Below are 12,407 nucleotides of genomic sequence, written 5' to 3'. Positions count from 1 at the left end.
ACGTTTACAGGACCATCATGGAAGCCTCCCACGACATCAATCGCCTGCTCGAGATCATGGCGGCGCTCCGTCAACCCGAGACCGGCTGCCCCTGGGACATTGTGCAGAGCTTCGAGACGATCAAGCCCTATACGATCGAGGAGGCCTATGAAGTCGCGGACGCGATCGAGCGCAAGGACCCGGACGATCTCTGCGAGGAACTGGGCGACCTGTTGCTGCAGGTGGTCTTCCATGCGCGGATTGCCGAGGAAGAGGGATTGTTCTCATTCGGCGATGTGGTCGAGGCAATCACCCGAAAGATGATCCGCCGCCATCCGCATGTGTTTGCCCGCTCGGACGCCGATACGCCCGAAGCGGTCAAGGCGCAGTGGGACAAGATCAAGCAGCAGGAGAAGGCCGAGCGTCTCGCCCGGCGTGCCGCCCGCGGATCGGCTGACGATCCCGATACCGGCTATCTCGGTTCGGTGCAGCGCTCCTTCCCCGCACTCACCGAAGCACTGAAGCTGCAGGAGCGCGCCGCCAAGGTTGGCTTCGACTGGTCGGAGGCAGCCCCTATCCTCGACAAGATCGAGGAGGAGATCGGCGAATTGCGCGAGGCGCTGGCCGAGAACAAACCGGACAAGGTCAAGGACGAACTCGGTGACCTGATCTTTGCGCTGGTCAATATCGGCCGGCATGTCGGAGCGGAACCGGAGCAGGCGCTACGTGGCACGAATACCAAGTTTCGGAATCGATTCAGCTATATAGAACAGTCTCTTCAAGGGGCAGGTGAAACGCTCGAAGCGGCTTCGCTGGCGCGCATGGAAGAGCTTTGGCAAGCAGCGAAGGGCAGATGACAGCCCCGCCGCCTGCAGACCTCCACAGGACTTAGCGCTCCCAGTCTTCCTTCTCGGTCGGCTTCTTGCCGCCGAGCTTGCGCTCCAGTTCATCGGCCTGACGGTCGGTGAGGCGCACGTCCAGGCTGACGCTGCCATCCTCATGATCCTCGCGGCCGCTCACCACGGCATTTTCATAAAGCCAGGAAATCACGGCATGCCTGTCGGCGGCAATGGTGATCGTGGCCTCGGTCAGCACGCCCGAGAGGCGTTGCGAGATGACGTCCAGCAACGTGTCGACACCTTCACCGCTGATGGCGGAGACAGGCAAGACATTCTCGCGGCCTGCGGCCTTTTGCAGAAGTCCGTCGTGATTTTCAGGATCGAGCCGGTCGATCTTGTTCCAGACCTCGATAATGCGCTCAGAGCGCTCCTTCTCGTCAATGCCGAGATCGTCGAGAATGCGCAGGACGTCAGCCGACTGGGCCCCGTTGTCTGGGTCGGACATGTCGCGGACATGCAGGACGAGATCGGCTTCCAGCACCTCTTCCAGTGTCGCGCGGAAGGCGGCGACCAGGTGGGTCGGCAGATCGGAGATGAAACCGACGGTATCCGACATGATGACGGTCCGGCCATGCGGCAACTTCATGCGGCGAAGCGTCGGATCGAGCGTCGCAAACAGCATGTCTTCGGCCAGCACGCCCGCACCGGTGATACGGTTGAACAGCGTCGACTTGCCGGCGTTCGTATACCCCACGAGTGCCACGATCGGATGTGGCACCTTGCGCCGCTTGGCGCGGTGCAGCTGGCGCGTGCGGACCACTTGTTCGAGCTCGCGCTCAAGCTTGATGATCTTGTCCTGCAGCTGGCGGCGGTCGGCCTCGATCTGGGTTTCACCCGGGCCACCCATGAAGCCTGCACCACCGCGCTGGCGTTCAAGGTGGGTCCAGGAACGCACGAGGCGGCCCTTCTGATAGTTGAGGTGGGCAAGCTCGACCTGCAGCGTACCTTCCTTGGTGGAGGCGCGGCGGCCGAAGATTTCGAGGATCAGACCCGTACGGTCGATGACCTTCGCGTTCCAGGCCTTTTCGAGATTGCGCTGCTGTACCGGTGTCAGCGGATGGTCGACGATGACAAGGCCCGCGTCGTGCTCGTCGAGCAGGGCCGCCACTTCGGCAATCTTGCCGGTTCCAAGCAGGGTGGCCGGGCGCGGCTGGTTGACCGCAACGATCAGGCCCTGGACGATGGTGAGATCTATGGCGCGCGCAAGGCCGATCGCCTCTTCGAGACGCGCATCGTTGGATCGGCTCGGGGCTGGCGGCGCACCGTCCGGCAGAGGCTGGACCCGCGCCTGCTTCAGCACCGGCACGAGCACGAGCGCCCGCATGTCATCCCGGTGCTTTTCGTCCTCCGGGATGATCGATTCGTTTTTTGTATCGCGGCTGGTGATGATCTCAATCCTGTCCGGAAGCGGCGTCGTCACTCTCGAACATCGTCATGGGCTGGCCCGGCATGATGGTCGAGATGGCGTGCTTGTAGACCAGCTGGGAATGGCCGTCGCGACGCAGGAGAACACAGAAATTGTCGAAGGATGTCACAACACCGGTCAGCTTCACGCCGTTGATCAGGAAGATCGTCAGCGAAATCTTCTGCTTGCGAACGGTATTGAGGAAGAGATCCTGCAGGTTCTGAGAACGTTCCGCCATGGCGCCGCTTCTTTCTTTCTTGCCGGTCTTTTGTCGACCGGTGTGATTATTGTTTGATAGTTGGCAAGCTTGGGGAATTGGCCCCTCGCCCCTCCGCCGAAAAACGTGGTATCAAATCACCGTCTTTTCCGCAACGTCGAAAAAGGACGTACGGATGCGCTCTGCCATGGCGCCCGGATGCCCATTTCCGATTGGTTGGCCGTCAATCTCGACGATCGGGAAACAAATGCTGGTCGCCGCTGTAATAAAGACTTCCCGGGCCGACAGCATCTCGTCGCGCGAAAACTCCCGTTCCTCCACCTTTACTCCGAGCTCAGACGTCACATCCATCAGGCCGGTGCGGGTAATTCCGCGCAGGATACCGCGTTCGGCAGGTCGCGTGACCAGCACGCCATCCTTGTCGACGATCCAGACATTGGTCGCCGCTCCTTCCGTGACCATCCCGCTGGCATCGACATAAATTGCTTCCTGGGCACCTTTGTCCTTCGCCGCCTGGCGGGCCATGGCGTTCGGCAGCAGACCGACCGTCTTGATGTCGACCCGATCCCAACGGTTGTCCGGCATGGTGATCGCCTTCATGCCCGTCTCGTTCTTCTTCGCGATGACCGCCGGATCGGTGATCTTGGCTGAGATCACGAGGCTGGGCGGCGTATCGGCTGAGGGGTAGACATGGTCACGGCGTGCAACACCGCGGGTGACCTGGAGGTAGAAAAGGCCGTTCTTCACCCGATTGCGACGGCAGACCTCGCGGATGACCTGACTGAGCGCCGGACGGCTCATCGGCCGCCTGATCGCCAGTTCCGAGAGAGAGCGGTCGAGCCGATCGAGGTGACGGGTCAAATCGACGATCATGCCGTGGCGGATCTCGCAGACCTCGTAGACACCGTCGGCGAATTGATAGCCCCTGTCCTCGATATGCACGGCGGCTTCAGAATGGGGCAGATAGCGGCCGTTGATGTATGCAATGCGGGGCATGGGTTGGCGAACCTTCAAAAATACTGGATCGAGACACGGAAGAGCTGCTCGACATGGCGAACGGCTTCGGCGGCAGCGAAGAGGACCACCCGATCCTTTGCCTTGATCCTGGTTTCCCCATCGGGGCGGATAACCGTCTTGTCGCGCAGGATGGCGCCGATGCGCAGACCGGGTGGCAGATCAAGCTCCCGGAAGGGCTTGCCAACGAGCGGCGACGTTTCGAGCGCCTCTGCCTCGATCACCTCCGCCTTGCCCTTCTGGACCGCATAGACGGCGCGTATGCGCCCCTTGCGGACATGTTGCAGCACGCGGGAGATGGTGACGGCCCGCGGATTGATATGCGCGTCGATGCCGATCGACGTTGCGAGATCGTGGAAGGACGGGCTGTTGATCAGCGCCATGCCCGACTTGCAACCCAGGCGCTTGGCCATGGCGGCGCTCAGAATGTTCGTCTGGTCATTGTTGGTCAGCGTCACGATCAGGTCGGCATCGTGGATATCGGCCTGCTGCAGGATGTTCTGGTCGAGCGCCGATCCATGCAGCACGATCCCGTCCTTCAACTGGTCGGAGACGGCGAGTGCGCGCTCACGATCGTTCTCGATGATCTTGAGGCGCGTCTTGGGCTGCATCTGCTCGATGGCCTGGGCGACGTAATAACCAATATTGCCGCCGCCGGCGATGACAATGCGGCCCGCTTCCTGCTCCTCGTGACCGAAGAGACCGAGCGTGCGGCGAGCATGGTCGCGCTGGCAGATGACATAGGCGAGGTCGCCGACGAGAAGATGATCCTGCGAGCGGGCCACGTTCAGGCGGCCATTGCGCCAGATCGCGCAGACCGTCGCCATCAGGTCCGGAAATAGCTCGCTCAACTGGTTGAGTGGCGTATCGACGACCGGGCAATCCTCCATGCATTCAATGGCGAGCATGGCGATGTGATCATCGGCGAAGCGGACGATGTCTGTTGCACCCGGAAACGAAATGCGCCGCAGCACCATCTTGCCAACCTCAATCTCGGGCGAGATGGCGACATCGATCGGCAGATTATCACGGCTGAACAGGTCGGAATATTCCGGCAGCAGGTAGTTCTGCGAGCGAATGCGCGCGATCTTGGTCGGCACATTGAAGAGGGAATGGGCGACCTGGCAGGCGGTCATATTGATTTCGTCATAGAGAGTGACGGCGATCAGCATTTCGGCCTGATCGGCGCCGGCGCGGGCCAATACGTCAGGATGAGCGCCGTGGCCGACATAACCACTGACATCGAGCGTCTCGGTGATATGCGAGACGAGCGAGGCCGAGGTGTCGATCACGGACACGTCGTTGCCCTCCTGGGAAAGGCGTTCGGCGATACCGTAACCGACCTGGCCTGCGCCGCAGATGATGACTTTCATGGAATGATTCCCGCCCCAGGGTCGATTGTCTACCGGTTACGCTTCGCCCGCTTATACGCCAAGCGATTTCAGTTTGCGATGGAGAGCGGAGCGTTCCATGCCGACGAATTCAGCGGTCCGGGAAATGTTACCCCCGAAGCGATTGATCTGGGCAATCAGATAGTCCCTTTCGAACATCTCGCGTGCTTCGCGCAGCGGCAGCGTCATGATGTGTGTATCGTTTCGCGCCGAGACCTTGGGCAGCATGTCGGAGAGATCCTGCGGCAGCATTTCGGCGGTGATCGGCGCATCGGGGCTGTCGCCCTGGGCAAGGATCATCAGCCGTTCCATGTTGTTGCGCAGCTGGCGGATATTGCCCGGCCAGTCATTGGCCTGCAGAACCGCCATGGCGTCATCGCCGATCTTGCGCTGGCGAATGCCGGCCTGCTCGGAGATCTGGCGCATGAACATGTCAACCAGGAACGGAATGTCCTCGCGGCGTTCGGCAAGCGCCGGCACCTTGACCGGTACGACGGCCAGGCGATGGAACAGGTCCTCGCGAAAACGACCCTCGGCGATGAGGCTCTCGAGATTGTAGGCGCTGGATGAGATGATGCGGACATCGACCTTCACCCGTTTGGAGCCGCCGACACGCTCGAACTGTTGCTCGACAAGCACGCGCAGGATCTTGTTCTGCGTTTCGCGCGGCATTTCCCCGATCTCGTCGAGATAGAGGATGCCGCGATGCGCTTCTTCCAGCGCCCCGATGCGCCGTGGCTGGCCTGGTGTGCCCTCCGTGCCGAAAAGAGCCATTTCCATCCGGTCCGGCGTGATTGCGGCCGCGTTCAAGGACACGAAGGGCCCGCCCGAGCGAGACGACCGCTTGTGGATCATGCGCGCAACCAGTTCCTTGCCGGATCCGGAGGGGCCGAAAATCATGATGCGACTGTTGGTCGGAGCCACCTTTTCAATGGTCTGGCGCAACTGAGAGACGGCAACCGAGGTGCCGATCAGTTCTATCGCGTCACCCGTGCGCCGCTTCAGTTCCGAGACCTCGCGCTTCAGCTTCGAATTTTCCAGAGCACGTTCCGCGATCAGGATCAGGCGATCGGCCTTGAAGGGCTTCTCGATGAAGTCGAAGGCACCGCGCTTGATTGCCGAGACGGCCGTCTCGATATTTCCGTGACCGGAAATCATCACGACCGGCAGATCGGGATGGCGGGCCTTGATTTCATCGAGCAGCGCAAGGCCGTCGAGGCGGCTGCCCTGCATCCAGATGTCGAGAAAGACCAGGCGCGGGACCCGGTCCGAGATGGTTGCAAGGGCGCTGTCGGCGTCATGCGCGGTGCGGGTCTCGTGCCCCTCGTCGCTCAGAATGCCGGAGACGATCTCGCGAATGTCCTCTTCGTCGTCGACTACCAGAATATCAGAGGCCATTGACCATTTCCTTATCGCTTTCAGTCTCGATGGCGGGCCCGTCCGCGCGTGGCAGGATGATTCTGATCATCGCGCCCCTGCCCCGGTCGAAATCGGCCGGCGCATCATGCAGCTCCAGCTGTCCGCCATGCTCTTCAATGATCTTCTTGACGATGGCGAGGCCGAGGCCGGTGCCCTTCTCGCGCATGGTCATGTAAGGTTCGAGAATCCGGTGCCGGTTCTCGTTCGGAAGACCGCGGCCATTGTCGATCACGTCGACGATGAAACGGTCCTGCTCGCGATCGAAGGACGAGCGTATCAGGACCTTGCCCTTCCCCTCCAGTTCCTCTTGCGGCACCGCCTCGATCGACTCGACGGCGTTCTTGACGATATTTCCGACAGCCTGGGCCAGCATGCGCGCATCGAAACTGCCTTCGAGCGGCACCTCGCCAAACTCACGCTGGAATTCCACCTCGGCGCTGCCGATCTCACGCAGGAAGACGGCATCCGTCAGGATCTCGCGCAGATCCGAGCGCTGTTTCGTCGGCTTCGGCATGCGGGCAAAGGCGGAGAACTCGTCGACCATGCGACCGATGTCCTCAACCTGTCGGACGATGGTGTCCGTGCATTGATTGAAGATGGCCTTGTCGTCCTCCGCGATCTGCTTGCCGTAACGGCGTTTCAGTCGCTCCGCCGAGAGCTGGATCGGAGTGAGCGGATTCTTGATCTCATGGGCGATGCGGCGCGCCACGTCCGCCCAGGCCGTGGAGCGCTGGGCGACAACGAGATCGGTGATGTCGTCCAGGGTGATGACGTAGGAATCCACCGAACCGCGCGTTTCCTCGCGCGTGACCTGAACGTTCAGCGTACGCTCCTTGCCACTGCGGATCATGTTAATCTGCTCTCGATACTCGCCGCGGTGCCGCACGGCCGCCTCTGCAAGGACGCGATCCACCTCCGGCGCCACAAGCGCGAGCTTCTGGCCCATCAACTGCTCCGACGGCAACGCCAGGAAGTATTCTGCCGACGGATTGACGATGGTGATGATGCCATCATCCTCGACGCCGATGACGGCGGCCGTGACGCCCGAGAGAACCGCTTCGATGAAGCGGCGGCGGTCATCGACCTCGTCCTTGGCTTCCAGGATCTCGTCACGCTGCGAACGGATCTGGGAAACCATCTTGTTGAACGTTCGCGACAGGCTGCCGACATCGCCATCGGCGGCGCGGACCGGCACCAGCACATTGAGATTGCCCGAGGCAATGCTGTCGGCAGCCCCGATCAGCAAACGGATCGGTCGGACGATCCGGTCGGCAACCGCGATCGCGGTCCAGATCGCCGCAAGCAGAACGATCAGTGCGAAGCCCAGATAGAGAATGGCAAAGGCAATCTGCAGCGTCGTGCGACCATCTTCCATGGCCTGGTATTCGGCGGTGTTCTCTTCCATCAGGCGCATGGCCTGCATGACCTTGGGATCGACGGCGCGGATCGTGTAGAGGAAGGTACCCGACAGGCTGTCGAGCTTGATGATGGCACCGACGAGATTGGTGATCCCCGGTGGGATCAGCGTCGGCTGGCCGCCGGCGGCACTGACCAGCGCATCGCGCGGGATCGCCGGCAGGGGCTTTTCCGTGTCGATGTCAGCCTGTGTGATGGCAGAACCGTCCTCACGGACGAGGAAGGCACCGAGCATGCCACGCCCGCGCGCCTGCCGAGTCATGAGTTCGACGAAGCCGGTGCGATCCAGGTAGAAAAGCGCGCGGTTGCGCTCCAGATCGTTTGCCATGGAGATCGTCTGGCCCTGCAGATAGCTGGCATTTTCCAGCATATAGGCCTGGGCGACGTTCATCGACGAGGAGACGATCGACTGGGTGCGGATCGAGAACCACCGGTCCAGGCCGACATTCAGCGTGATCGAGGCGAAGATTGCGACAAGGATCGCGGGCGTGATCGCAATCACCGAGAAGAGGGTCACGATCCGCACATGAAGGCGGGCTGCGGCCCGTCCGCGATGGCGGGCCTTGAAAAGGCGCAGCACCTCCCGAGCGATGAGAACCATCAGTCCGACGATGAAAAGCGAGTTGACGACCGCCGAGGCGACAAGCACCCGGGACGTCGGCTCGATGCGCGTCAGGCCCAGAAGGATCGGGAGTGTCAGGGATGCGCAGAGCAAAGCCCCGCCCGCCAGCAACAGACCCGGTAGCGCAAAGGATGCGCGCCGATCATGTGTCAGTGCCGTATCGACCTCTGCTGCGGAGATTCGCCTCACGCGTGCCATCATTTCCCCCGGATCCGCGCAATCGGATCTCGTTCACCCGACCGCCACCAGGGCTGAAGTCGGCTTGTTGCTGCAAGGCTCTCAGGTCCCATAGCCGGGCAACCAGCGAATCCGGTCACAAGGCGACGTGTCTTTTGAGCAACGCAATGTGGCGAAAATGCAACGGGGGTTCCACCTGTGTCAAGCGGAACGGGAGCTTCGATAAACGGAGACGCCGAGCTCCCGGATCTTCTTGCGCAAGGTGTTGCGATTGAGGCCGAGCAGATCGGCCGCCTTGATCTGGTTGCCACGGGTGGCGGTCAGAGCGGCAAGGATGAGCGGATACTCCATTTCCGTCAGCACGCGCTCATAGAGGCCCGACGGCGGCAGTGCGTCGCCGAAGGAGGAGAAGTAGGTCCGCATGTTTTCTTCGACAGCCTGGGAAATGGTCATTGCCCCCGCCGGCATTCCAACCTTGGCAATCGGACTGTCCGCCACATCGGAGCGCAGTTCCTGCTCTACGACTTCCCGCGCAATGACATCTTGTGGATAGAGCGCCATCAGGCGTCGCACGACGTTTTCCAGTTCGCGCACATTGCCTGGCCAGGCATAGGACTTCATCACTTCCAGGGCTTCGTGATCAAAGCGCTTGGCGTCGAGCCCTTCCTTTTCGCCTTGCTGGATGAAGTGGCGCACAAGATCCGGAATATCCTCGGCACGATCACGCAGCGGCGGCAGACGCAGCGGAACCACGTTTAGGCGATAGTAGAGGTCTTCGCGGAAAAGACCCTGGTTGATCGACTGTTTCAGGTCCTTGTTGGTCGCGGCCACGATGCGAACATCCGTGCGGATCGGCGTGCGGCCACCGACGGTCGTATATTCGCCCTGTTGCAGCACGCGAAGCAGGCGTGTCTGCGCGTCCATCGGCATGTCGCCGATTTCATCGAGGAAGAGCGTGCCGCCCTCGGCCTGCTCGAAACGACCGGTGGAGCGGGTTTGTGCGCCGGTAAAGGCGCCCTTCTCGTGGCCAAAAAGTTCGGATTCGATCAGGTCACGCGGGATGGCGGCCATATTGATCGCAACAAAGGGCCCGTTGCGCCGCTTGCCGTAGTCATGCAGCGCCTTGGCTACCAGTTCCTTGCCCGTACCGGACTCGCCCGTGATCATCAGCGTCAGGTCCGTCTGCATCAGGCGGGCCAGCACGCGGTAGATTTCCTGCATGGCGGCCGAGCGGCCGACGAGCGGCATGCCGTCCTGCGTGTCGTCGTCGAGGCGTGCCGGACGCTTCTTCGGCTCCGACAGCGCGCGGCCGATGATGGCGATCAGTTCGGTGAGGTCGAAGGGCTTGGGCAGATAATCATAGGCGCCCTTTTCCGAGGCCTTGATTGCGGTCATGAAGGTATTCTGGGCGCTCATGACCAGGACCGGCAGGTCCGGCCGCGCCTTCTTGATGCGTGGCAGGAGGTCGAAGGCATTTTCGTCCGGCATGATCACGTCGGTCACCACCAGATCGCCCTCGCCCGCCGAAATCCAGCGCCAGAGCGTGGCGGCGTTCGAAGTGATCCTGACGTCGTAACCCGCGCGGCTGAGCGCCTGGTTCAGCACCGTGCGGATCGCAGCATCGTCGTCTGCAACAAGGATCGTGGCCGTCATCAGTTCGTTCCCGTGGATTTGGCAAGGGGGGCTTCGTCGAGCGCCGTCTCTTTCGACATGGGCATCAGGACCCGGAATGTGGTGCGGTTCGCCTGGCTGTCGCATTCGACGATGCCGCCATGGGCGCCGATGATCTTCGCCACGAGCGCCAGTCCCAGGCCGGATCCGTTCGTTTTCGTCGTGATGAAGGGATCGAAGAGATGCGGCAGGAGATCGGACGGCACGCCCGGACCGTTGTCGTGGACGCAGAATTCGAGGGGCAGAGAAATCTTTTCACGCGAGCCGGCGACCGACAGACGAATGCCGGGGCGATAGGCGGTGGTCAGCTGAAGCTCACCATCCGACCGCTCACCAATGGCTTCCGCCGCATTCTTCACGAGATTGAGAAAGACCTGGACGAGCTGGTCTCTATTGGCGAAAACTGGCGGCAGGGATGGGTCGTAATTCTCGGTGATGCGGATATTGCGGGCAAAGCCCGCCTTGGCGACGGCCTTCACCTGATCGAGCACCGAATGGATGTTGATGGACTGGCGGTCCACCGGTCGCTCATCCGAGAAGACCTCCATTCGATCGACCAGCGAGACGATGCGATCGGTCTCGTCGCAAATCAGGCGGGTCAGGGCGCGGTCTTCGTCGGATACCGCTGTCTCGAGCAACTGGGCGGCACCGCGAATGCCAGACAGCGGATTCTTGATTTCATGCGCCAACATGGAGGCTAGACCGGTGACGGAGCGGGCGGCGGCACGGTGGGTCAGCTGGCGGTCGATCTTGTCGGCCATCGAGCGCTCCTGGAAGACCACGACGACATTGCCCGGCTGACTGAGGACCGGGGCGACATAGAGATCGACGAGCTTTTCCTGCCCGAGACGCGGAGAGCTGAGGTCGACGCGATATTCATTCACCGGCGCACGGCGCTCGCGCACCTGCTCGATCAATGACAGCAGCGGGCTGCCAAAGGGAATGAAGGTCGAAATGCGGTAGCGGGAGAGATGGGTTGCGCTCGCGCCGAAGAAGGCCTCGGCTTCCCAGTTGGCGAAGGCAATGTGTCCATTTGCATCCACCATCACCACAGGGTTCTGGATGGCGTTGAGCACGGCCATGGCGAGGCCACTGCCCTTGTCGTTCGCCGTCATGCGGCCTCCTGTCTGGTGGTATCGTCACGGCTGCTCGACAGCGCATGCTCGATGGCATCGGTGACGAAGTCCGTGTCCTTCGAGGTCATGATCGCGGCCTTTGCCTGCGGCGCCAGATCCGGTGAATGGCGATCGAGATACCAGCCGAGATGCTTGCGCGCATGACGGACACCGACGTCGGCGCCGTAGTGCTCCAACATCATTCTGTAGTGTTCGACGACGAGGCCGGGGATCGCTTGCCGTTCCGGAGATGAATGTCCGGCCAGCACACCGGCATGCCACGGCCGGCCTTGGCAGGAGCGTCCGACCATCACGGCGTCAGCGCCTGAGCGGCGCAGGATTTCGTTGGCATCCTCGACCGTTTCGACATCACCATTGGCAATCAGGGGAATGCGGATCGCGTCGCGCACGGCTGCGATTGCGTCCCAGTTCGCACGGCCTTCATAGAACTGCATGCGCGTGCGTCCGTGCACCGTGATCAACTGAACACCGGCCGCTTCGGCGCGAGCGGCAATCTCGGGCGCGTTGATCGACGCGTCGTCCCAGCCGAGCCGCATCTTGACCGTCACCGGGATCTTGACCGCGTTCACCGTCGCCTCGATCAGCGACAGGGCGTGATCCGGGTCGCGCATCAGCGCAGACCCTGCATAACCACCGATCACTTTCTTTGCGGGGCAGCCCATGTTGATGTCGATGATATCGGCGCCATTCGCCTCGGCGATGACAGCGGCCTCCGCGAGCCACCTGGCTTCGCGCCCGGCGAGCTGGACCATGTGGGGGGAAAGCCCTGCCCCCTTGAGGCGCGACCAGCTTTCTGCGGCATTGAAAACCAGCTCGCGGCTTGCGACCATCTCGGTAACGACGAGACCGGCGCCGAACCGAAAGGCCAGTTGCCGAAATGGCAGGTCCGTCACGCCGGACATCGGCGCGAGCACAATCCGGTTCCGGACAGGGACTGAGCCGATGCAAAACGGCGTTTGCAAAGCAACAATATCCAACTGATTATCTTTCAGGCAGCGAGCGCATTTGCATTATTTTTAGACATTCGACTCCTGCTTGCCAAGAGGCAAAGCTCACGCATC

At 61.6% G+C, this 12,407-nt stretch carries 10 protein-coding genes; 1 reads left to right on the top strand and 9 read right to left on the bottom strand.

The features are described from left to right. The first annotated feature begins 17 nt into the window (after positions 1-17). Positions 18-836: a nucleoside triphosphate pyrophosphohydrolase gene (gene mazG / locus QTL56_RS04575; protein WP_245136877.1), complete on the top strand. Its 819-nt coding sequence runs from the start codon at positions 18-20 to the stop codon at positions 834-836. 31 nt (positions 837-867) lie between these two features. Here the strand turns inward: mazG and hflX are convergent, their stop codons facing one another. From hflX to dusB, 9 genes are all read right to left on the bottom strand, one after another. Further along, the gene (gene hflX / locus QTL56_RS04570) at positions 868-2,274 is read right to left on the bottom strand and encodes a GTPase HflX (RefSeq protein ID WP_245137188.1); all 1,407 of its coding nucleotides are present in this window, start codon (positions 2,272-2,274) and stop codon (positions 868-870) included. Then, positions 2,270-2,521 carry an RNA chaperone Hfq gene (hfq, locus tag QTL56_RS04565; protein WP_229575436.1) on the bottom strand — a complete coding sequence of 84 codons (252 nt, stop codon included), beginning with the start codon at positions 2,519-2,521 and terminating at the stop codon, positions 2,270-2,272. The genes hflX and hfq overlap by 5 nt, the downstream gene beginning before the upstream one ends. Before the next feature lie 111 nt (positions 2,522-2,632). Continuing rightward, positions 2,633-3,496 carry a D-amino-acid transaminase gene (locus tag QTL56_RS04560; protein WP_245136878.1) on the bottom strand — a complete coding sequence of 288 codons (864 nt, stop codon included), beginning with the start codon at positions 3,494-3,496 and terminating at the stop codon, positions 2,633-2,635. A gap of 14 nt (positions 3,497-3,510) precedes the next feature. Next, entirely contained in the window at positions 3,511-4,887 is a 1,377-nt protein-coding gene (trkA, locus tag QTL56_RS04555) for a Trk system potassium transporter TrkA (protein WP_245136879.1), read from the bottom strand. Between the two features lie 51 nt (positions 4,888-4,938). Then, positions 4,939-6,303 carry a nitrogen assimilation response regulator NtrX gene (ntrX, locus tag QTL56_RS04550; RefSeq protein WP_245136880.1) on the bottom strand — a complete coding sequence of 455 codons (1,365 nt, stop codon included), beginning with the start codon at positions 6,301-6,303 and terminating at the stop codon, positions 4,939-4,941. Next, a complete protein-coding gene (locus QTL56_RS04545) occupies positions 6,293-8,560 on the bottom strand; it encodes a sensor histidine kinase NtrY-like (RefSeq protein WP_245136881.1) in 2,268 nt (755 codons plus the stop codon). Before QTL56_RS04545 ends, ntrX begins: the two co-directional genes overlap by 11 nt. A gap of 180 nt (positions 8,561-8,740) precedes the next feature. Further along, positions 8,741-10,192, bottom strand: coding sequence for a nitrogen regulation protein NR(I) (gene ntrC / locus QTL56_RS04540; RefSeq protein WP_229575432.1), 1,452 nt, complete (start codon positions 10,190-10,192; stop codon positions 8,741-8,743). Further along, complete coding sequence (locus QTL56_RS04535) at positions 10,192-11,325, bottom strand: two-component system sensor histidine kinase NtrB (RefSeq protein ID WP_229575431.1); 1,134 nt, start codon at positions 11,323-11,325, stop codon at positions 10,192-10,194. The genes ntrC and QTL56_RS04535 overlap by 1 nt, the downstream gene beginning before the upstream one ends. Next, a complete protein-coding gene (dusB, locus tag QTL56_RS04530; protein WP_267499039.1) occupies positions 11,322-12,338 on the bottom strand; it encodes a tRNA dihydrouridine synthase DusB in 1,017 nt (338 codons plus the stop codon). The genes QTL56_RS04535 and dusB overlap by 4 nt, the downstream gene beginning before the upstream one ends. Positions 12,339-12,407 lie beyond the last annotated feature (69 nt).

The sequence above is a fragment of the Peteryoungia algae genome, assembly GCF_030369675.1.
GTDB classification, from domain to species: Bacteria; Pseudomonadota; Alphaproteobacteria; order Rhizobiales; family Rhizobiaceae; genus Allorhizobium; species Allorhizobium algae.
The sequence above is the reverse complement of the archived record's forward strand: the minus strand, read 5'-3'. Positions and strand labels throughout refer to the sequence as shown.

What these genes read in the sequence shown, in the direction of transcription:
- mazG (WP_245136877.1), top strand. Translation starts at nt 18, where the DNA reads ATGGAAGCCTCCCACGACATCAATCGCCTGCTCGAGATCATGGCGGCG.
- hfq (WP_229575436.1), bottom strand. Translation starts at nt 2,521, where the DNA reads ATGGCGGAACGTTCTCAGAACCTGCAGGATCTCTTCCTCAATACCGTT.
- QTL56_RS04560 (WP_245136878.1), bottom strand. Translation starts at nt 3,496, where the DNA reads ATGCCCCGCATTGCATACATCAACGGCCGCTATCTGCCCCATTCTGAA.
- trkA (WP_245136879.1), bottom strand. Translation starts at nt 4,887, where the DNA reads ATGAAAGTCATCATCTGCGGCGCAGGCCAGGTCGGTTACGGTATCGCC.
- ntrX (WP_245136880.1), bottom strand. Translation starts at nt 6,303, where the DNA reads ATGGCCTCTGATATTCTGGTAGTCGACGACGAAGAGGACATTCGCGAG.
- QTL56_RS04545 (WP_245136881.1), bottom strand. Translation starts at nt 8,560, where the DNA reads ATGGCACGCGTGAGGCGAATCTCCGCAGCAGAGGTCGATACGGCACTG.
- ntrC (WP_229575432.1), bottom strand. Translation starts at nt 10,192, where the DNA reads ATGACGGCCACGATCCTTGTTGCAGACGACGATGCTGCGATCCGCACG.
- QTL56_RS04535 (WP_229575431.1), bottom strand. Translation starts at nt 11,325, where the DNA reads ATGACGGCGAACGACAAGGGCAGTGGCCTCGCCATGGCCGTGCTCAAC.